Here is a 20,439-nt window from a genome sequence, read left to right as displayed (position 1 = left end):
CACCCATCAAAACTGTAGGAGCGAGCCTGCTCGCGATGAGGGCGGAACATTCAACATCCATGTTGGCTGAACGATCGCTATCGCGAGCAGGCTCGCTCCTACATTTCGACCGCGTACTACTTATCGACCTTATGCCTGGCCGCATACAGACACAGCATCTCCATCGCCAGCGTCGCCGCTGCCAGTGACGTGATCTGCGCGCTGTCATAGACCGGAGCCACTTCCACCACGTCCATGCCCACCAGGTTGATCCCGCGCAGTCCGCCGAGAATCTCCAGCGCCTGCACCGTGCTCAAGCCGCCGCACACGGGGGTTCCGGTACCCGGAGCGAACGCCGGATCGAGGCAGTCGATGTCGAAGGTCAAGTACACCGGGTTGTCGCCGACCCGCGCCCGAATCGCCTCGACAATCGCTTCGCAGCCACGGCGATGCACCTGCCGCGCGTCGAGCACTTGAAAGCCTTGATGATCATCGTTGGTGGTGCGCAAGCCGATTTGTACCGAGCGTGACGGATCGACCAGCCCTTCCCTGGCCGCGTGCCAGAACATGGTGCCGTGGTCGATGCGCTTGCCCTCTTCGTCCGGCCAGGTGTCGCTGTGGGCGTCGAAGTGGATCAGCGAAAGCGCCCCGTGCTTGCGGGCATGGGCCTTGAGCAACGGATAGGTGATGAAATGGTCGCCGCCGAAAGTCAGCATCGCGCTGCCGGCATTGAGGATGTGCTCGGCGTGAGCCTCGATGCATTCCGGTGTCGATTGCGGCGAGCCGAAATCGAAGTCGCAATCGCCGTAGTCGATGACTGCCAGGTGATCGAACGGGTCAAACGTCCACGGCCAGTGCCGTTCCCAGGCAATCCCGGTCGAGGCCGCACGAATGCCCCGTGGTCCGAAGCGTGCGCCGGGGCGGTTGCTGGTGGCCGTATCGAACGGCACACCACTGACCGCCACATCGACCCCGCGCAAGTCGCGGCTGTAGCGCCGGCGCATGAAACTGGTGATACCACCGTATGTACTTTCGGCGGCCGTGCCGTAAAGGCTGTCACGGGTGATGGCTTGATCGTTTTGCACAGGGGCGTCCATTGAAGGCTCCTTCATTTCTGGTTATTGGCGGCTACGGAAAGTGGTCCACAAGCGGGTGCGCTGGCGCATGTCCTTGAGGCTCATGCTGCGGTCGGCGTAAAGCCGGTCACGCACATCGGCGGGTGGGTAAATGTCCGGATCTGTGCGCACTGCCTCATCCACCAGCGGCGTGGCGGCCTGGTTGGCGGTGGCAAAAAATAGCGTGTTGGTCAGCGCCGCGACGGACTCGGGGCGCAACATGAATTCGATGAACTGGTGGGCAGCCTCGGGGTGTGGCGCGTCCTTGGGGATCGCCAGGTTGTCCTGCCACACGATGGTGCCTTCCCTGGGAATCCGGTAGGCGATTTCATAGGGCTTGTTGGCCTTGCGTGCCTGGTCGGCGGCCATGCTCGCGTCACCGTTGTAGGTCAGCGCAAGGCAGAGGCTGCCATTGGCCAGATCGTTGATCTGCCGCCCGCTGGCGACGTAAAGCACCGAGGGTTGCAACTGATGCAATAACGTTTGGGCCGCGTCGAGATCACTCTTGTCGGTGCTGTACGGATCCTTGCCCAGATAATGCAAGGCCAGGCCGATCACTTCCTGTGGTGAATCAATGACCGCGATGCCACAGTCCTTCAGCTTGCTGGCGTATTCCGGTTTGAACAGCAGGTCCAGGCTGTTGAGCGGTACATTCGGCAGGCGTTTGTTCACCTCCTCGACATTCATCCCGAGCCCCAGGGTGCCCCAGGTATAGGGCACGCCATAGCGATTACCGGGATCGACCGCGGCCATCTTTTCCAACAGGTCGGGATCAAGATTGGCGTAGCCCTTCAGGCCCTCATGGGGGATGGCCTTGAGCGCACCTGCCGCCAGGCCGCGCGCCAGTACACTGGACGACGGGACGACCACGTCATACCCGCTGCCACCGGTGAGCAGCTTGGTTTCCAGTACCTCCGGCGCATCGAAGGTGTCGTAGCGCACATGAATCCCCGTCTCCTGCTCGAACCGTTGCAGGGTTTCGGGGGCGACGTAATCGGCCCAACTGTACAGATTGACCACCTTGTCCTCGGCCTGGGCCGAAGCGGCAACGACGAGCAACAGCGCGGGTAAACACAGCTTGAACATGGGAGCCATGACGAACACCTGACCAGAAGAAGTGGTTGCAGGATGCGTCGTCGGATACATTGGTGAAATATCAAGTTAATTAACCTGACTTTATGACGGAGTAATGTTTGATGCTCGGCCAACTGCATGATCTGGATCTGCAATTATTGCGGTTGTTCGTCAGCGTGGTGGAGTGCGGCGGCTTCAGCGCAGCCCAGGGCGAGTTGGGGTTGAGCCAGTCGAGCATCAGCCAGCAAATGGCCAAACTGGAAACCCGCCTTGGCTATCGCTTGTGCAGTCGCGGCAAGGGCGGATTCAAGATCACTCCCAAGGGCGAGCAATTGCTCAGCGCCACCCGTGGACTGTTCGAGTCCATCGAAGCCTTCCGTCATCAATCCAACGGCGTGGCCGGACGCTTGATCGGCGAAGTGCGTCTGGGCCTGTCCGAAGCCCTGGATCAATCGGTGCTGCTACGGGTGGCCGAAGCAATCCGGCGCTTCCGTGAGCGGGACGAGTCGGTGCGTATCGAGCTGATCAGCGCCATGCCCGGCGAGATGGAACGCCTGCTGCTGCAACAGCGGCTGGACCTGGCCATCGGATACTTCTCGCAAGTACAAAGTGCGTTTGACTACCGCGAACTGTTCATTGAAACCCAGCACCTGTATTGCGCCCCCGGCCATCCACTGTTCACTAACCCGACCCCCGAAGATCAGGATCTGCAAGCCTGCGACCGGGTCGATCACCCCTACCGGTTCTTGCGCAGTGACGAACCCTTTCAGGGCAAGTTGTGTTCGGCGCGCTCCGAACAAGTCGAAGGCACCCTCGCCTTCGTCCTTTCCGGCAAGCATGTCGGTTATTTGCCCAGCCACTTTGCCCGTGGCTGGGAAGACAAAGGTTTGCTCAGGGCCGTGCGCCAAGGCGACATGAGTTTCGATGTCGCGTTTCATCTGGCCCGGCATCGGGCTCAGGTGGCCGGCGATGCGCAGAAGGCGTTCGAAGAGGATCTGCTCGCGGCGTTTGCCTGAATACGCGTTGGTCTACGCTGAAACAGTGCCGGTCATCACCATGCAAAAATGCACAGATAACCTGCACTTATCCGGGTTGTACAAGGCAAATTTGCACTGATACGATCCGTCATCGCTCGCGCGCGAGCATCTCGATAAAGACAATAAAAGCAGGGAGTTAGTGATGACTGCTCAGATTTCATCGAAGGGGGCGCAGTTCCTGGATGCCATGCAAAACGAAGTGCTGGCCGAAGTGCGCAACCACATTGGTCATCTGACCCTCAACCGCCCCACCGGCCTCAATGCCCTCACCCTGGACATGGTGCGCAACCTGCACCGCCAGCTCGACGCCTGGGCCCAGGATTCGCAAGTGCATGCCGTGGTCTTGCGCGGTGCCGGGGAAAAAGCCTTCTGCGCCGGCGGCGACATACGCTCGCTGTATGACAGTTTCAAAAGCGGCGACACCCTGCACGAAGATTTCTTCGTCGAGGAATACGCCCTCGACCTCGCGATCCACCACTACCGCAAACCGGTGCTGGCCCTGATGGACGGCTTTGTCCTCGGCGGCGGCATGGGCCTGGTGCAAGGCGCGGACCTGCGCGTGGTCACCGAGAAAAGCCGTCTGGCGATGCCGGAAGTCGGCATCGGCTACTTCCCCGACGTCGGCGGCAGCTACTTCCTGCCGCGCATTCCCGGTGAACTGGGGATTTACCTCGGCGTCAGTGGCGTACAAATCCGCGCTGCCGATGCGCTGTATTGCGGGCTGGCGGACTGGTACCTGGAAAGCGACAAACTGGGCGCCCTGGACGAGAAACTTGACCAGCTCGAATGGCGCGACACGCCGCTCAAGGACCTGCAGGGCCTGTTGGCGAAATTCGCCGTGCAGCAGCTGCCTGATGCGCCACTGGCGACTTTGCGCCCGGCCATCGACCACTTCTTCGCCCAACCCGATGTGCCGAGTATTGTGGAGAAACTGCGCCAGGTAACGGTCGCCGACAGCCATGAATGGGCCGTTACCACCGCCAACCTGCTGGAAACCCGCTCGCCGCTGGCCATGGCCGTGACCCTGGAAATGCTCCGTCGTGGACGCGAGCTGGCGCTTGAGCAATGTTTCGCCCTTGAACTGCATCTGGACCGCCAGTGGTTCGAACGCGGCGACCTGATCGAAGGCGTACGCGCCTTGCTGATCGACAAAGACAAGACACCCCGCTGGAACCCGCCCACCCTCGAGGCGCTGGACGCCGAACACGTGGCGAGCTTCTTCAGCGGGTTTGACCAGAGCGAGAGCTGAGCCATGCACGATATCGAATTGAGCGAAGAGCAAGTCATGATCCGCGACATGGCCCGGGATTTTGCCCGTGGCGAAATCGCGCCCCATGCCCAGGCCTGGGAAAAGGCCGGCTGGATCGATGACGGCCTGGTGGCCAAGATGGGCGAACTGGGATTGCTGGGCATGGTGGTCCCCGAGGAATGGGGCGGCACCTATGTCGACTACGTCGCCTACGCCCTGGCCGTGGAAGAAATCTCCGCCGGCGATGGTGCGACTGGCGCTTTCATGAGCATCCACAACTCTGTGGGCTGCGGGCCGGTGCTCAACTATGGCAGCGAAGAACAGAAACAGACCTGGCTGGCGGACCTGGCCAGTGGCAAGGTCATCGGCTGCTTCTGCCTGACCGAACCCCAGGCCGGTTCCGAGGCACACAACCTGCGCACCCGCGCCGAACTGCGCGACGGCCAGTGGGTGATCAACGGCGCCAAGCAATTCGTCAGCAACGGCAAGCGTGCCAAGCTGGCGATTGTGTTTGCCGTGACCGATCCGGATTTGGGCAAGCGTGGCATCTCGGCGTTCCTGGTACCGACCGATACCGCCGGCTTTATCGTCGATCGCACCGAACACAAGATGGGCATCCGCGCCTCCGACACCTGCGCGGTCACTCTGAACGACTGCACCATCCCCGAGGCCAATCTACTGGGAGAACGCGGCAAGGGCCTGGCCATCGCCTTGTCCAACCTCGAAGGCGGCCGCATCGGCATCGCAGCTCAAGCACTCGGCATCGCTCGCGCGGCGTTTGAAGCGGCACTGGCCTACTCCCGTGATCGGGTGCAGTTTGGCAAGACGATCAATGAACACCAGAGCATCGCCAATTTGCTGGCCGACATGCACATGCAACTCAACGCGGCGCGACTGATGATCCTGCACGCCGCGCGCCTGCGCACGGCCGGCAAACCCTGCCTGTCGGAGGCCTCACAAGCCAAGCTGTTTGCGTCGGAAATGGCGGAAAAGGTCTGCTCGTCCGCCATTCAGATTCATGGCGGTTACGGGTACCTGGAAGATTATCCGGTGGAGAAGTACTACCGGGATGCGCGGATCACGCAGATTTATGAAGGGTCGAGCGAGATTCAGCGGATGGTGATTGCACGGGAACTGAAGAACTACCTGGTGTGAAGCCTTGTAGGAGCGAGCTCGCTCGCGATGGAGGTCAACGATGACGCGGGGTACCTGAATCGCCCCGGTGCCCTCAGGTTTTTCGCGAGCAGGCTCGCTCCTACAAGGGATCTCATAAACACTGAGGTCCAATGTGGGAGCGACGGTGCGGCGGTCCGACCTGCTCGCGATGAGGCTCGCAAGAACACTACATCACTTACCCTGGAACTCAGCCTCGCGCTTGGCAATAAACGCCGCCATCCCTTCCTTCTGATCCTGCGTCGCAAATGCCGCATGGAACACTCGACGCTCAAAACGCACGCCTTCGGCCAGGCTCACTTCAAAGGCACGGTTGACGCTTTCCTTGACCATCATCGCAATCGGCAACGATTTTTTGGCGATCAATGCCGCGACTTTCAGCGCCTCGTCCAGCAGCTCATCGCTCGGCACGATACGCGCCACGATGCCGCAACGCTCCGCTTCCACGGCATCGATCAGACGACCGCTCAGGCACATTTCCATGGCCTTGGCCTTGCCCACGGCGCGGGTCAGGCGCTGGGTGCCGCCCATGCCCGGTAGCACGCCGAGGTTGATTTCCGGCTGGCCAAATCGGGCGTTGTCGCCAGCCAGGATGAAGTCGCACATCAGTGCCAGTTCACAGCCGCCACCCAGGGCGAAACCGTTGACCGCCGCGATGATCGGCTTGCGGCGGTTGGCCACGCGATCGCTGTCGCTGAACAGGTCGTCGATGTAGATCTGCGGATAGGTCAGCTCGGCCATTTCCTTGATGTCGGCACCGGCAGCAAAGGCTTTTTTCGAACCGGTCAGGACGATGCAGCCGATGTTCGAGTCAGCCTCGAAGCCATCGAGGGCCTGGTTCAGTTCGCTGACGATCTGCGCGTTCAACGCGTTCAGCGCTTGCGGACGGTTGAGGGTGATCAGGCCAACGCGACCGTGGGTTTCCAGCAAAATCGTTTCGTAGCTCATAAACAACTCCTGTTTTACATAAGGCCAGATCCCTTGTAGGAGCTGGCGCAGGCTGCGATCTTTTGACTTTGATTTTCAAGATCAAAAGATCGCAGCCTGCGGCAGCTCCTACAGAGGTCTCCTTTTCAAAGGTTGCGCGAAATGACCATGCGCTGAATATCGCTGGTGCCTTCGTAGATCTGGCAGACCCGCACGTCGCGGTAGATCCGTTCCAGCGGGAAGTCGTTGAGGTAACCATAACCGCCGAGGGTTTGCAGCGCCGATGAGCATACCTTTTCGGCCATTTCCGAGGCGAACAGTTTGGCCATAGACGCTTCGACCAGGGCCGGCTGGCCGCTGTCACGCAGGGCGGCGGCGTAGTGCACCATTTGCCGCGCCACGGCGATCTGGGTCGCCATGTCCGCCAGACGGAAGGCCACGGCCTGGTGCTCGATGATCGGCTTGCCGAAACTCTCACGCTCACGGGCGTAGTCGCGAGCCGCTTCGAACGCAGCGCGGGCCATGCCCACCGATTGCGAAGCGATACCGACGCGACCGCCTTCAAGGTTGGCCAGGGCAATCCTGTAGCCTTCGCCCTCCTCGCCCAAACGGTTGGCCACCGGCACCTTCACGTCTTCGAAGAGGATCTGGCAGGTGTCGGACGCATGCTGGCCGAGCTTGTCCTCGACCCGCGCGACGGTGTAGCCCGGTGAATCGGTCGGCACGATAAAGGCGCTGATGCCGCGTTTGCCGGCGCTCGGATCGGTCACCGCAAACACGATCACCACCCCGGCATTCTGCCCGGACGTGATGAACTGCTTGCAGCCGTTGAGCACGTAATGATCGCCTTCCAGGCGCGCACGGGTTTTCAGGCCGCTGGCGTCGGAACCGGCCTGGGGTTCGGTCAGGGCAAAGGCGCCGAGCATCGCACCGCTGGCCAGTGGTTTGAGGAAGCGCTCCTTCTGATCGTCGTTGCCGTACTTGAGGATCGGCACACAACCCACGGAGTTGTGCACGCTCATGATGGTCGAGCAGGCACCATCACCGGCGGCGATTTCTTCCAGGGCCATGGCGTAGGCCAGGTAACCGGTGTCGCATCCGCCCCACTGCTCCGGCACCAGCATGCCGAAGAAGCCCAGCCCAGCCATCTCGCCGATGGCTTCCTTGGGAAAGCGGTGCTCGCGATCCCATTCGGCGGCGAACGGTTTCAGCCGTTCCTGGGCAAAGTCCCGGGCCATGTCGCGGATTTGTGTTTGGTCGTCATTGGGGATCATGGTGAATCCTTGAAGTTTAATTGCCCCCTGTAGGAGCGAGCTTGCTCGCGAAGAACGTCAGGGCACCGCGTTCATCCAGGCGCCCCGCGTCATCGTTAACGTCCATCGCGAGCAAGCTCGCTCCTACAGGGACTGCAAAAGCCTTAGTAGAGGCATTCCACGGCCATGGCCGTCGCTTCACCGCCGCCGATGCAAATCGCCGCGACGCCACGCTTCAAGCCTTTCTGGCGCAGGGCCGAAAGCAAGGTCACGATAATCCGCGCACCGGACGCCCCGATCGGGTGACCGAGGGCGCAAGCACCGCCGTGCACGTTGAGTTTCTCGTGGGGGATTTCCAGATGAGTCATCGCGGCCATGCCGACCACGGCGAAGGCTTCGTTGACTTCCACCAGATCGACCTCATTGAGCGACCAGCCGGTTTTCTTCATCAACTTCTTGATTGCACCAATCGGTGCCACCGGGAACAGGCCCGGCGTATCGGCAAACGCCGCGTGACCGTGAATCACCGCCAACGGTTTCAGCCCTTGTTTCTGTGCCTGGGACTGGCGCATCAGCACCAGCGCGGCGGCACCGTCGGAGATCGAACTGGAGTTGGCCGCGGTCACCGTACCGCCCTCGCGGAACGCCGGTTTCAACGAAGCGATCTTGTCCAGCCTGGCTTTTGGCGGCTGCTCGTCATCGCTGATCACCACCTGTTCTTTGCCGACCGTCACGGTCAGCGGGACGATTTCGGCCTTGAAGCTGCCGTCCTTGATCGCCTGCTGCGCACGAGTGGTCGAGGCAATGGCAAAGGCGTCCTGGGCTTCACGGCTGAAGCTGTTGGTTTCGGCGCATTCTTCGGCGAAGGTGCCCATCAGGCGGCCCTTGTCGTAGGCGTCTTCGAGGCCGTCGAGGAACATCGAGTCCTGGACCCGGCCATGGCCCATGCGGTAACCGGCACGGGCGCGGTCCAGCAGGTAGGGCGCGTTGGACATGCTTTCCATGCCACCGGCGACCACCACGTCGGCACTGCCCGCCAGCAGCATGTCGTGGGCCAGAATAGCCGCTTCCATGCCCGAGCCGCACATCTTGTTCAGGGTGGTGCAACGGGTCGATTTATCCAGCCCCGCACCCAGCGCTGCCTGACGTGCAGGCGCCTGACCAAGGCCGGCCGGCAGTACGCAGCCGAACAACACTTCGTCGACGCTTTCACTGGCAACACCGGCACGTTCGACGGCGGCCTTGATGGCGGCCGCACCGAGTTGCGGCGCGGTCAGGCTTTTCAGTTCGCCCTGGAAACCGCCCATCGGAGTGCGGACGGCGCTGACGATAACAATTGGATCGTTGGACAGAGTCATGACAAATCCTCCTTACTTGGCGGCCATGCGCAAGGCACCGTCGAGACGGATCACCTCGCCATTGAGCATGCTGTTTTCAATGATATGCCTGACCAGCCCGGCGTACTCGGCCGGTTTGCCCAGGCGTGGCGGGAACGGCACGCCGGCGGCCAGGGAATCGCGGACTTCCTGGGTCATGCCAGCCATCATCGGCGTTTCGAAGATGCCGGGGGCGATCGTCATCACACGGATGCCGAAACGCGCCAGTTCCCGGGCCGCCGGCAAGGTCAGGCTGACAATCGCCCCCTTGGACGCCGAGTAAGCCGCCTGGCCAATCTGGCCGTCGTAAGCCGCCGCAGAAGCGGTGTTGATGATCACGCCGCGCTCGCCGTCGGCGTCCGCTTCGGTTTCGGCAATCGCCGCCGCTGCCAAACGCAGCATGTTGAAACTGCCGATCAGGTTGACGTTGATCACCTGGCTGAAACCGGCCAGCGCATGCGGACCGTTCTTGCCGAGGATCTTCTCGCCACGCACGATGCCGGCGCAGTTGACCAGACCATTGAGGCCGCCAAAGGCCTTGACCGTCGCCTGCACCGCGGCTTCGGCCGCCGCTTCGTTGCTGATGTCCGCCACCACGCTGTGCGCGCCAAGGCGCTGGGCCTGGGCGGCAACGGCTTCGGCGTTCATGTCCACCAGCATCACTTTCGCGCCAGCGGCAACCAGCACCTCGGCGGTGGCGGCACCGAGGCCGGAAGCGCCACCGGTGACGATAAAAATCTTGTTCTCGATCTGCATCATTGTTTCCCTGGATTCAAGCTGGAAGGTTCTTCGCCGCGGCCTCTTGAGCCTTGGCAATTTCCTGGTTGCGCAAGATAAAGCGCTGCAATTTGCCGCTTGGGGTTTTCGGCAATTCGCTGACAAATTCGATTTCGCGGGGGTACGAGTGCGCCGCCAGACGTTTGCGCACGTGCTGGCGCAGCTCTTCGGCCAACTCGGGGGCGGCGCGGTATTGCGGGCTGAGCACAACGAAGGCCTTGACCAGTTCGGTGCGCTCCGGATCGGGTTTGCCGACCACGGCGGCCTCGACCACCGCCGGGTGTTCGATCAGCGCACTTTCCACGTCGAACGGACCGACCCGGTAGCCAGAGGTGGTGATCACGTCATCGCTGCGACCGACGAAGCTGATGCTGCCGTCCGGGTTCCACTCGACGGTGTCGCCACTGAGGTAATAGTTGCCGACAAAGGCCTTGGTCGGCCCGCCTTCGTAGCCGGCGAACCAGCACATCGGCGATTGGCTGCGGTCGATGGCCAGGATGCCCGGCTGGCCAACGCCCAATTCCTGGTATTGCTCATCCAGCACCACGATACGGTGGCCCGGCGAGGCAAAACCGGCGGCGCCCATGTGGATCGGATGTTCCAGGCCGTGGTGGTTGCACAGCACCATGCCCAGTTCGGTCTGGCCGTAATGGTCGTGGATGACCACGCCGAGGTTGTCGGCGAACCAGCGGATCACTTCCGGGTTCAGCGGCTCGCCGGCGCTGCTGACGATACGCAGCTTGCCCTTGATCGATCTGGCAAATTCATCGCCGCCGGCAATCAGCAAACGGTAGGCCGTCGGCGAACCGGTGAGGTTGGAAATCCCGTACTTGTTGATCACCCGGCAGGTGCTTTCGAGGGTGAACGGGCCATCGTAAAAGGTGATCGGATGCCCCATGGACATGGGGCCCGTGACACCGAAATAAATGCCGTAGGCCCAACCCGGATCGGCGACGTTCCAGAACGCGTCTTCCGGGCGCAGATCCACCGCATCGCGGGTGTAGCTCTGGAACGCAACGATGGCCTTGAGCGGCACCGACAGTGCTTTCGACGGGCCGGTGGTGCCCGAGGTGAACATCAGCAGGAACGGATCTTCCCCGGTCAGCAGCACCGGCTCGCAGTCGGCGCAATAGTTGGCCAGTTCGGCCCAGAAACTGAAATCGCCGCGGACCAGGCCCTGCCCTTTGGGGCCGGTGACGGTCACCGTGGTCGGGCAATCGGCGACTTCGGCGAGTTTCGGCCGGTTCACTGCATCGGTGACCACCACTTTGGCGCCAGAGCTGCTCAGGCGGTGCTCGATGGCTTTGGGACCGAACGCGGTAAACAGCGGTTGATACACCGCGCCGATGCGCCAGGTGGCGAACACGGTGATCAACAGTTCGATATTGCGTGGCAACAGGCCGGCCACCTTGTCGCCTTTCTTCACGCCTTGGGCCAGCAGGAAATTGGCCAAACGCGCGGCCTTGTCCTGCAGTTCGGTGAAGGTGAAAGCCGCGCTACTGCCGTCGCGGCCTTCCCAGAACAGCGCGATGCGCCCCGGCAAGGCATGCCGGTCACAGCACTCGATACAGGCGTTGAGGGCCGTCAGATCGCCTGCAAGTGCGGCATCGACGGTGTGCTGATAATTGAACTGAGAAGTAGCAGACAAGTAATCGCGCATTGCCAGAATCCCTCTGTGTTTCTTATTAGGTTGGGGGAACCGTAATCAACAGCGAAATACTCGCTCTGCGCGGGGTGGCGGGCAATGGTCAAAGTTATCAAGTTGTCTGACTGTTTTGGCCAAAGCCCGCAGGGCATCAAGCGATGAAGCGCACCCCGGGTTTGACGCGCTCGTCCACGGTCAGCTCGAACACATCCGGGCGGGCATAGTGGCCAACCACGTCAAAGTCATAACGGGCGCGTACCAGGTCGTCTGTGTCGATTTGTGCAGTGAGCAGCCCGGCGCTGTCACGCAACGGTCCGGCGAGGATGTCACCCATGGGACCGACGATCACGCTGCCGCCGGCGATCAACGGCCGATCCGCCGGCCAGTTGGCGATTTCCACACCCAGGGCCTGTGGCGATGCCTGAACCTGACAGGCACTGATCACGAAACAGCGCCCCTCATGGGCGATGTGGCGCATGCTGACCTGCCACATCTCCCGTTCGTCCACGGTCGGCGCGCACCACACCTCCACGCCTTTGGCGTACATCGCCGTGCGCAGCAGCGGCATCATGTTTTCCCAGCACACCAACGCGCCGACGCGCCCGACCTGGCTGTCGATCACCGGCAAGGTCGAGCCGTCGCCCTTGCCCCAGATCAGCCGCTCGGTGCCGGTGGGCATCAGCTTGCGGTGTTTGGCCACCAGCCCGATCTGCGGATCAAAGTACAGCGCGGTGCAGTACAAGGTGCTGCCGGCGCGCTCGATCACGCCGATCACCAGATTGGCCCCAGTGCGCGCGGATAGCGCTGCCAGCGCTTCGGTTTCCGCGCCGGGTACGTCGATGGCATTGGCAAAATAGCGGGCAAAGGCTTCGCGACCTTCCGGCAGGCGATAGCCCAATTGGGTGCCAAAGTCCTCGCCTTTGGGATAACCACCCAGCAGCGCTTCCGGCATCACCACCAACCCGGCGCCGGATTCGATGATCGCGTTTTCATAGGACAGGATCTGTTCCAGTGTTTCAGCCTTGCCACCGGGCAAGGCGCCGATTTGCAGGGCCGCAACGATTGATTTGGGCATCTCGAAAACTCCATTCGCATCAGGTGTTGCTCATTCTCCGGTGCCACGTGATCATCAATAAAGACCGACTCACTGCTGAATGATATGAGCCAAATGAATATCACCGACATCGACCTCAACCTGCTCAAAGTCTTCGAAGCGCTGCACGAAGAGTCCAGCGCCAGCCGTGCCGCCCTGCGCCTGGGCGTGACGCAATCGGCCGTCAGCGCGGCCTTGCGTCGGTTGCGCGCGGTGTATGGCGATCAGCTGTTCGTGCGCACCGGACGAGGCCTGGCCCCCTCGCTCAAGGCCAATCAGCTCAAACCGGTGGTCAGTGATGCCTTGAACAAGTGCCGGCAGAGCCTGGCGATGGTCGATCCGGCCGCGCAACAGTACGAAGGCCGCTCGGTCACCGTAGGAATGTCAGATGATTTCGAAATTGCCTACGGCCGGCGGCTGATCGAGGAAATAGGCCGTAGCGCGCCGAAACTGCGGTTGATTTTTCGCCAGACCCACAGCCAGATCGTCGCCCAGGCATTGCTGGAGCGCAGCATTGACCTGGCGATTACCGCGGGCGGGTTTGCCGAGCGGCTGCTCAGCCGTCAGGTGCTGGGGGAAGGTGGCTATATGTGCCTGGCGGACCCGTCGAGCCTGGTCCAGGGCCAGCAGAGCATCAGTCTTGAGGAGTTTGTGGCCCGCGAACACATTCTGGTGTCGTCCGGCGGTTTTATCGGGATTACCGATGAAGGATTGGCGGCGCTGGGGCTGAGTCGAAGGGTGTGCGCCTCGACCACGCATTTTGCCGCGTTGCCGCATTTGCTCAAAGGTAGCCGGGCCGTGGCGACCATTCCGGCCCATGCCGCCCAAAGCATCGCAACGCTCAGCGGACTGGCGCTGCTGCCCTGCCCCCTGGCCTTGCCGCGCTACCCGATCGAGCTGGGCTGGCGCACCAGTACCCAGCTCGACCCGGTGGTGTTGAAAGTGCGCGAGGCGATTGTCGCCGGTTTCTCGCAGGAGCTGCCGCAGGCTGCGATCTTTTGATGTTTTCTTTTCGGCGACTGCTGCGCAACAAGATCAAGCTCAAGATCAACAGATCGCAGCCTTCGGCAGCTCCTACTTGGCCGCCATCAGGCGATTGACTTCACTGCGCACCATGTTGGCGAACTCCGGTGGCGACATGCCGTCCAGCTCGGCGCGCACCCATTCGGCCCATTTGCCTTTGCGTTTGGCCCGCTCGCCGAACAACCGTGCGGCCTCGCCCTTGGCTTTGCCCAGGTTGTTTTGCCAGAGTTCGAACAGACGGGATTTCTCGTCTTCAAGCGCAGCGCGCTCGGCGAGGGGTTTGTCGGCCAGATTGAAGCTCATGGGAATTTCCTGCTGCGTAAAATAGGCGACATCTTACACTGTAGGACGAAATGTCCTGCGCCGGTTTTTCAGCAAGATGGCCTGCCCGGGCAAAATAGCTGCCACCAGCGTACGCGACCGGACCTTTGTAGGAACGAGCTTGCTCGCGATGACATCAGCCTATTCAACAGAGATGTTGACTGGACTGCAGCCTTCGCGAGCAAGTCGGATCGCCGCACCGTCGCTCCTACAGGATCACTCCTCCGCCAGCTCCCGCAAGTTCGCCAGTGTCTGCGCATCCAGCTCGATGCCATTGACCTGTGATTTGGCGCGTTGATGGTGACGCCGGTCACCGGGCAAACGCTTCAAGCCGACACCGTGCATTTGCCGCACCAGTTCCTGGCTGCGCTCGGCAAAGCTTTGCCCCACCGCTTTGCTCGGGTCGATCACGATAAGCAATTGGCCAGTCCAGGGCGTCTTGGCGCCGGGATGGTTGTTCCAGTCGAATTCGAAGGAAAAGTTGCCGCCGGTCAGTGCCGCCGCGAGCAACTCGACCATCATCGACAATGCCGAACCCTTGTGCCCGCCAAAAGGCAGCAACGCACCGCCCTCAAGAATCGCTTTCGGGTCTGTGGTCGGCTGGCCGAGGCTGTCCACGCCCATCCCTGCCGGCAAGCGTTTGCCCTCGCGTGCGGCAATCTGCACATCGCCATGGGCAATGGCACTGGTGGCCAGATCGAAGACAATCGGCGCGCCATCGGCCCGCGGCGCAGCGAAGGCAATCGGGTTGGTACCGAACAGCGGCCGGTCGGCGCCGTGGGGCACCACGCAGGTCATGCTATTGACCACGCTCAAGGCCACGAGGCCTTCTTCGGCGAAGGGCTCGACATCCGGCCACAAGGCAGCGAAATGGTGCGAGTTACGGATTGCCAGCACCGCGATGCCGGCACTCCGGGCTTTCTGTACCAGCAACTCGCGTGCCGCCGCCAGGGCCGGTTGCGCAAAACCGTTAGCGGCATCGACCCGCACAAACCCTGAAGCCACATCTTCGACCACCGGAACGGCCTGGCCATTGACCCAGCCGCTTTGCAGCGTCGAAACATAACCCGGAATCCGGAATACCCCGTGACTGTGCGCGCCGTCGCGCTCGGCACCGGCGCAGTTTTGCGCAAGCACCCGGGCAACGTCGGCCGACGTGCCGTGACGCAGAAAAATCTTCTCGAGCATAGCGCTCAGCGCTTCGAATGACAGGTGTGACGAGATCGCAGTAGATGCGTGATCGTGTGGCGCAGACATCTGAAGCTCCAGACTGATTATTGGAGGGAACAACAGCGTACAAAGACCCGCCGATTAACAACGCGCGGCGAGCGACCTGTCAACCTTTCGCTCAGGGTCGGTGAGGTATATCCGTGTCACGAATGCTCACGGCCCGTGCGTTATCTATTTACCGCCTGCATCATCGCGCCGGCTTTTAGTCTCGAAACTCAATCCACAGGCGCCCTTGAATGGCGCCTTGAACGAGACTCGACGATGCCTACACCTGTAACTCCGCTGTTTTTCCCCGAGGCACTGTCGTTGCCCGGCCTCTGGAGAGAACTGGGCAAAACCCACGGGCTGACGCAAAAGGATTTCGAATGGTTCAGCCATATCGAACTGGCCAGCCAGGCACTGCGCGATAAGCAAACGCCGCCCATGCTGGCGAAAAGAATCCTGCTGAAAATACCGGGACCGGAACATTTGGCGCTGGCCGGCAGTTTTTTGCTGACCGCGACACCCGATGACAACGGCGTGATTCTCTACACCCCGTACGCCGGGATACAGAAGTTCACTGACCGTTCGGCCCTGACCGAACAGCTGGTGAAACAACTCAAAGCGGCCGACGAAGACGATAACCTGCTGGCCTTCATGGCGCTGTCTCAACGCAGGGCGGTGGTGGAAGCCGTGACCATCGAGCTGGACTTTCAAACCATCGAAGGCGACGTGTTCGAGGACCAACGCAACACCCTCTCCAGCCATCAGCAACTCAATGACCAGGCCCTGCTCGATGAGCTCAAAGCACTGCCGTCCCTGACATCGCTGCTCGAGGCATTGCTCAGTGAACAGCTGGCTAGAGCTTTTCCCGGCCTGGACCAGAGCCAGACCCAAGTGAATTTCTACCTGGCAACAACGCAAGAAAGCGCTGGAGAAAGCCATCCGACGCGACGCTGGGTCAACTCCCTGTCCCTGAGTGAAGCGGTACTCCTGCACTATCGCCATCAGCGTTGGCCGTCCGGACAGTCCCATGAATTTTCCCATCCGAAAAAAACCTCGGCAAAAGCCGACCAGCCACTCTGGGAAGCCGCCGTCACCACGATCTCGCGCAAACTCGTCAGCCTGCTGGTCAGGCAGCTCGAAGGTTTCTGGGCTGCGGCGAGTGTCGATGGCGCATCGCGTCGCGCATTCTTCGGCCGGGCCATCGCCGATCAGGCGCAAGTGCAACTGCTGCTCAAGCGCGAAGCCGGGGTCATCACCCCGGAGCAAAGCCAGGATTTGCATGCGCTGGTCTCGACGGCTAGCCGGGCGAACCAATCAATGACGGTCGAAACCGTACGCCTGTGGGAGCACCGGGCCAACTATGTCGAGTTGGCCGGCTCACTGATGGTCAACGCCGGCAGTGCGTTCCTGTATACGCCCACCCAAGGTCTGCAGGTGCTCAAGGACTATCAGGATTTGCGCGACACCCTGCTCAGCAAATTCAGCGCAGCCGGTCACGAGGATGAGCTCTATGGCCTGCTGAGCCTGGACGAACGCCAGCGTTTCATCGGTTTTGACCGGCCGAATGTGACCGGGGAAGTGATTTCCGGCGCGATCTTCCACAAGCTCTTCGACGCGATCGTCACCAAGCAACTGCAGAACATGGAATATGCCCTGCAGGTGTTCCGTCACAGTGACGGCAGCGTGAACATCCACGCCCTGTTCGACAAGGCATTGGATATCCGCTCGATGATCAGCGAACGGCTGCTGACACTGGAGACCGACGGACGCTGGAGCACACGGCCCGTGTTAACCGGCGATCAGCATCCTTGCGCGGTGCTGGCGGATACCGCGGCAGCTTTCGCCAAGACTTTCAGTGACATCGAAACACTGATCAACGCAGATTTTGCGGCGCAACCGCTCGCTTCGCTGGCCTTGCAACGGGTTTATCTGGAAAACATGAAACCCCGCCTGGCCCATGCGCTTTCCGTCGGCATCCGGGGCGAGGCCAGTCTGCGCAGGCTCAGCGCGACACTACGGGATGCAGACCGGGCCATTGTCGAAACGGTATTCAACGCGGATCAGGCAGACCGGCAGAGCCGTCTGTCACTCAAGGGCTTCCGGCCCGATGCCTATTCATTGACGCTGGAGTGCTCCGCTCAGAGCGACGTCCTGCCCCTGGCCCATTGCTTGCTCTTGACCGAGCGTGGCGGGCTCGACGCCTCGCATTCCGGCCGGACGGTCCTGTGGACACCCGCCGAGGGCCTGGAAGTCTTTGACACCATCAGTCGTGCACGGCTGGAGCTGAACCGCCGCCTGCTTGACCCACGACAACGCCTGGCGCTGCTGGACAACCTCACCCCGGCCCAGCGCGTCTTTCACCAACGCTACTCACTGGGACCGCTGCGGCTGATTGAAGGATCTGTATTGGAGCGGGTCGCGCAATCGTCCATCGAACACTTTCTGGCTCGCTGCGAACACGTACGCAGCTTCGGTCTGAGCGAAACGAAGCAGAAAAAAGCCCTGAAAACCCTGACCACAACCGCCTTCAACGCCAACCTGCCAAGAGCCACCACGATAGCCCGTGCGATCAGTTGGCAGCAGTCCCTGCCCGCCTGGCTTGGAATGGCTCCGCTGGAAGACCAGCGTCAGCACCTTGAATGGCTGGAGCAATACCGCAACAGCATTGATGAGGACAAAGACTATTTACACGGGATCAAACCCCTCAAGTCGTATGTGCATGAGACGTTGACGTCATTGCTCGGCAGCCGCTTCCCTGCGCAAACGCTGGACCCCGACAACATCGAGATCACCCCCGACCTGGCCTTGGTCGGCCCCGCAAGGAGCCTTACCGAGTTCGCCCTGAACCATGTCAACATCGCACAGGGCACCGGGTTCAAAGTCAGCTCGGCAACCCTTCAAGCCCTGCCCGTCGGGCTGGATCAGGCGGCTGTCCGTCAATTGTTGCTGTCATTGAACATCGCGCAAAACTACGCCAGACAGGTCACCGACAACTTGTCGAATCAAGCAGCTGACGTCGAAAACCGAATGCTGCGTTTCGTCAAGCAACTGCCCTGGCAACTGCTGCAACACGCCCATGAACTCAAGCTGCGGCAACGGCTGTCCGGTAGTGCTTTCGATTTGCTTCGCCAGGTACTGGACATGCCGGACGCCATCGCCCGGACTACCGTTGAGGGGGCACATGCGATTGTCCGGCCACTGGAACTGATCAAGACAACCGGCGCCGCCGCCGTCAAGGCGCTAGGCCTTTACCTGATCGGCCCTGGCGGTGGCAACGCAGGCCCACAAATTCTCTATGCCCCCTACCATCCCGCAGGCTCACCGTTTGTAGAGTTTGAAAATGAGGCCAGCATGGTCTCGGCGTTCAATACGCCGGGACTCTTGCAGGAAATGTTGATACGTCGCCTGCCAGAAAGTGAGCAGACAGTGTTTCGCAACCTGTTCGAATCCACTATTGGCCAGTTGAGCGAAATGACTCTTGCGTCCAACCCCATCGGCGGCAACGTACTCAGCCGTTTTTTCCATGACAACACCCAACTGCTGACACGATTGCTCGGCAGCCAGTCGCATGTTTCAGGCCAGTCGGACTGGGAGGCTGTCAAACACTTGTTCAGCTCCGCAATTAATCTCTTCTCGGGGCTGTTACCGGGCAAACTCGCGTATCTCCAGTTTCTCTGGAATGCCTACAAGGACGCGCGAAACTCGGCCGAAGCGCTGCAGGACCATCACTGGAAAACTGCATTGCTGGAGTTTATTGCCGGTGCGGTGCAGATCGTGACGTTGGGCCGTTTATCGCTTGAAGGATGGGCCGACAGCGCCCAGACAACCGGTGAAGCCATCGCTCAACCAGTTGCCACTCCCGTGATTGCGCAAGCCTGGTCGCAGGTCCGTTCGACATCACCGTTGCGTACACGACTGCAACCGTTCGAAACCACCGTCGAACTGAAGAACCTGACGAAAAACCGCACTGACGGCACCTATCTCGAAGCGGCCAGCAAGAGAACATTCGCCGCCATTGCCGGCAAGGTGTATGGCGTGAACAAGACCGGGGCGGTTTGGCGAATGGTCAAAGGCGAGGAAGAAGGCCCCGTGTTACTGACGACGCCTGACAAGCAACTGGTGATCGACCCGGACACCCACACCGTCCACTTCGGCAAAACCCTCTCGAAAATGCACAATCAGTTTGCCAGCGCCTATGTTGCCAGGCAGGTGCTGAACATCGAGGCCCGGGGGATGGAGGAAATCCACGCGAAACATCCCGAAAAAGCCCGCATGATCGTACAGGCCATCGACATGGCTCGCTATTACGCGTTCAACAGCCTGCACAACCTGGTGCAACTGCGCAAACTCGTCCCGGGCACACGGCTTGATACCTTCCTCAAGCAGTTCTTTGATGTCGGGCAGGTCGACAACGCGCTGATCGACAAAATCAAACAGGCTATCGTTCCCATCTGTAACGCGCTGGTCGACCCTGATGAAGACTGGATGAACTCGCGACGTTTTATCGTGGGTTCAAACCGGGACCCGAAGGACAGCCTCGTCGCGTTTGTCCTGGACAAGGATCAACAGCGCCATGTGCATTTCACGGAAAGATTCTTCGATCAACAACTGGACTGGTACAAATCCAGTCTGACACAACCCTTCGACGTCGACGGCCACAGCCAGGCCGCGACGCTGATACATGAGTTCGCTCATTTGTTTTCCGGGGCTGTGGACATTGCATACCTTGAGGCCAGGCGACCGTTCAGCGATCTGGTGGCATCGATCACCGCCTATGGCGCAGAAATGAAACAGTCCCAGCTGGACTTCCAGCGAGTAGCCTTGTCGATGGAAACACCCAAGGAAGAATTGTTCGCACGCTGGAACAGTGGGCTGCGAGCGTGGATCAGCCTGGATTCGATTCCGGATTCTTATCACGTCGGCAAGGCCATTCTGCGGCTGACGGGCAGCAAGACCATGGAGAAGGCACGGGAAGCTTTTTTGAACGGGCAGGATTCGAAGTTCCGAACCGACGTCATTTTGCACAATGCCGACTCCATCGCCTTTTTGATCTGCGAAATGGGCCGGCAATTGGACCCGGTGCCGCTCGCCACGACCACTGAAACCTGATCCCGACGTAATAACGCGCAGATCTGCAGATCTGCGCTGCACAGTGGTGTTTGTCTTGATCTTTTTTTCACGC

Annotated in this window: 15 protein-coding genes; 5 read left to right on the top strand and 10 right to left on the bottom strand. The window is 60.8% G+C overall.

Annotated elements, in window-relative coordinates:
• Positions 1-116 precede the first annotated feature (116 nt).
• Together speB and C8K63_RS15405 are read right to left on the bottom strand one after the other, a co-directional pair.
• Positions 117-1,076: an agmatinase gene (gene speB / locus C8K63_RS15410; RefSeq protein WP_108217484.1), complete on the bottom strand. Its 960-nt coding sequence runs from the start codon at positions 1,074-1,076 to the stop codon at positions 117-119.
• 21 nt (positions 1,077-1,097) lie between these two features.
• The gene (locus C8K63_RS15405) at positions 1,098-2,189 is read right to left on the bottom strand and encodes a polyamine ABC transporter substrate-binding protein (protein WP_108217483.1); all 1,092 of its coding nucleotides are present in this window, start codon (positions 2,187-2,189) and stop codon (positions 1,098-1,100) included.
• Positions 2,190-2,290: 101 nt separating this feature from the next.
• On the opposite strand from C8K63_RS15405, the gene C8K63_RS15400 reads away from it, so the two are divergent.
• The 3 genes from C8K63_RS15400 (at position 2,291) to C8K63_RS15390 (ending at position 5,609) form a co-directional block, all read left to right on the top strand.
• Entirely contained in the window at positions 2,291-3,184 is an 894-nt protein-coding gene (locus C8K63_RS15400; RefSeq protein WP_108217482.1) for a LysR family transcriptional regulator, read from the top strand.
• A 163-nt stretch (positions 3,185-3,347) separates the two neighbouring features.
• Positions 3,348-4,454, top strand: a complete 1,107-nt coding sequence (locus C8K63_RS15395; protein WP_108217481.1) for an enoyl-CoA hydratase/isomerase family protein — start codon at positions 3,348-3,350, stop codon at positions 4,452-4,454.
• A gap of 3 nt (positions 4,455-4,457) precedes the next feature.
• Positions 4,458-5,609 carry an acyl-CoA dehydrogenase family protein gene (locus C8K63_RS15390; protein WP_108217480.1) on the top strand — a complete coding sequence of 384 codons (1,152 nt, stop codon included), beginning with the start codon at positions 4,458-4,460 and terminating at the stop codon, positions 5,607-5,609.
• 192 nt (positions 5,610-5,801) lie between these two features.
• Here the strand turns inward: C8K63_RS15390 and C8K63_RS15385 are convergent, their stop codons facing one another.
• The 6 genes from C8K63_RS15385 to C8K63_RS15360 all read right to left on the bottom strand — a co-directional run bounded on the left by C8K63_RS15385 (position 5,802) and on the right by C8K63_RS15360 (position 12,680).
• Entirely contained in the window at positions 5,802-6,575 is a 774-nt protein-coding gene (locus tag C8K63_RS15385; protein WP_057714717.1) for an enoyl-CoA hydratase, read from the bottom strand.
• 125 nt (positions 6,576-6,700) lie between these two features.
• Complete coding sequence (locus C8K63_RS15380) at positions 6,701-7,828, bottom strand: acyl-CoA dehydrogenase (protein WP_108217479.1); 1,128 nt, start codon at positions 7,826-7,828, stop codon at positions 6,701-6,703.
• 143 nt (positions 7,829-7,971) lie between these two features.
• The gene (locus C8K63_RS15375; protein ID WP_108217478.1) at positions 7,972-9,165 is read right to left on the bottom strand and encodes an acetyl-CoA C-acyltransferase; all 1,194 of its coding nucleotides are present in this window, start codon (positions 9,163-9,165) and stop codon (positions 7,972-7,974) included.
• A 12-nt stretch (positions 9,166-9,177) separates the two neighbouring features.
• Entirely contained in the window at positions 9,178-9,939 is a 762-nt protein-coding gene (locus tag C8K63_RS15370; RefSeq protein WP_108217477.1) for an SDR family NAD(P)-dependent oxidoreductase, read from the bottom strand.
• A gap of 16 nt (positions 9,940-9,955) precedes the next feature.
• A complete protein-coding gene (locus C8K63_RS15365) occupies positions 9,956-11,620 on the bottom strand; it encodes an AMP-binding protein (RefSeq protein WP_108217476.1) in 1,665 nt (554 codons plus the stop codon).
• Positions 11,621-11,756: 136 nt separating this feature from the next.
• Positions 11,757-12,680, bottom strand: coding sequence for a carbon-nitrogen hydrolase family protein (locus C8K63_RS15360; protein WP_108217475.1), 924 nt, complete (start codon positions 12,678-12,680; stop codon positions 11,757-11,759).
• Between the two features lie 84 nt (positions 12,681-12,764).
• Here C8K63_RS15360 and C8K63_RS15355 point away from each other — a divergent pair, with 84 nt between their 5' ends.
• Entirely contained in the window at positions 12,765-13,700 is a 936-nt protein-coding gene (locus C8K63_RS15355) for a LysR family transcriptional regulator (RefSeq protein ID WP_108217474.1), read from the top strand.
• Between the two features lie 72 nt (positions 13,701-13,772).
• Here C8K63_RS15355 and C8K63_RS15350 read toward each other — a convergent pair whose 3' ends face one another.
• Positions 13,773-14,024, bottom strand: coding sequence for a hypothetical protein (locus C8K63_RS15350; RefSeq protein WP_007983592.1), 252 nt, complete (start codon positions 14,022-14,024; stop codon positions 13,773-13,775).
• Between the two features lie 234 nt (positions 14,025-14,258).
• A complete protein-coding gene (locus tag C8K63_RS15345) occupies positions 14,259-15,299 on the bottom strand; it encodes an Ldh family oxidoreductase (protein ID WP_108217473.1) in 1,041 nt (346 codons plus the stop codon).
• 234 nt (positions 15,300-15,533) lie between these two features.
• On the opposite strand from C8K63_RS15345, the gene C8K63_RS15340 reads away from it, so the two are divergent.
• Positions 15,534-20,366, top strand: a complete 4,833-nt coding sequence (locus C8K63_RS15340) for a dermonecrotic toxin domain-containing protein (protein WP_108217472.1) — start codon at positions 15,534-15,536, stop codon at positions 20,364-20,366.
• Positions 20,367-20,439 lie beyond the last annotated feature (73 nt).

This window comes from Pseudomonas sp. GV085, from assembly GCF_003050925.1.
Classification (GTDB): domain Bacteria; phylum Pseudomonadota; class Gammaproteobacteria; order Pseudomonadales; family Pseudomonadaceae; genus Aquipseudomonas.
This window is presented reverse-complemented; position numbering and strand designations above follow the sequence as displayed.

Excerpts from the sequence above, each read along its gene's own strand:
- speB (WP_108217484.1), bottom strand. The coding sequence starts at position 1,076 with ATGGACGCCCCTGTGCAAAACGATCAAGCCATCACCCGTGACAGCCTT.
- C8K63_RS15355 (WP_108217474.1), top strand. The coding sequence starts at position 12,765 with ATGAGCCAAATGAATATCACCGACATCGACCTCAACCTGCTCAAAGTC.
- C8K63_RS15385 (WP_057714717.1), bottom strand. The coding sequence starts at position 6,575 with ATGAGCTACGAAACGATTTTGCTGGAAACCCACGGTCGCGTTGGCCTG.
- C8K63_RS15390 (WP_108217480.1), top strand. The coding sequence starts at position 4,458 with ATGCACGATATCGAATTGAGCGAAGAGCAAGTCATGATCCGCGACATG.
- C8K63_RS15400 (WP_108217482.1), top strand. The coding sequence starts at position 2,291 with ATGCTCGGCCAACTGCATGATCTGGATCTGCAATTATTGCGGTTGTTC.
- C8K63_RS15395 (WP_108217481.1), top strand. The coding sequence starts at position 3,348 with ATGACTGCTCAGATTTCATCGAAGGGGGCGCAGTTCCTGGATGCCATG.
- C8K63_RS15375 (WP_108217478.1), bottom strand. The coding sequence starts at position 9,165 with ATGACTCTGTCCAACGATCCAATTGTTATCGTCAGCGCCGTCCGCACT.
- C8K63_RS15370 (WP_108217477.1), bottom strand. The coding sequence starts at position 9,939 with ATGCAGATCGAGAACAAGATTTTTATCGTCACCGGTGGCGCTTCCGGC.
- C8K63_RS15365 (WP_108217476.1), bottom strand. The coding sequence starts at position 11,620 with ATGCGCGATTACTTGTCTGCTACTTCTCAGTTCAATTATCAGCACACC.
- C8K63_RS15345 (WP_108217473.1), bottom strand. The coding sequence starts at position 15,299 with ATGTCTGCGCCACACGATCACGCATCTACTGCGATCTCGTCACACCTG.
- C8K63_RS15350 (WP_007983592.1), bottom strand. The coding sequence starts at position 14,024 with ATGAGCTTCAATCTGGCCGACAAACCCCTCGCCGAGCGCGCTGCGCTT.
- C8K63_RS15405 (WP_108217483.1), bottom strand. The coding sequence starts at position 2,189 with ATGGCTCCCATGTTCAAGCTGTGTTTACCCGCGCTGTTGCTCGTCGTT.
- C8K63_RS15380 (WP_108217479.1), bottom strand. The coding sequence starts at position 7,828 with ATGATCCCCAATGACGACCAAACACAAATCCGCGACATGGCCCGGGAC.
- C8K63_RS15360 (WP_108217475.1), bottom strand. The coding sequence starts at position 12,680 with ATGCCCAAATCAATCGTTGCGGCCCTGCAAATCGGCGCCTTGCCCGGT.
- C8K63_RS15340 (WP_108217472.1), top strand. The coding sequence starts at position 15,534 with ATGCCTACACCTGTAACTCCGCTGTTTTTCCCCGAGGCACTGTCGTTG.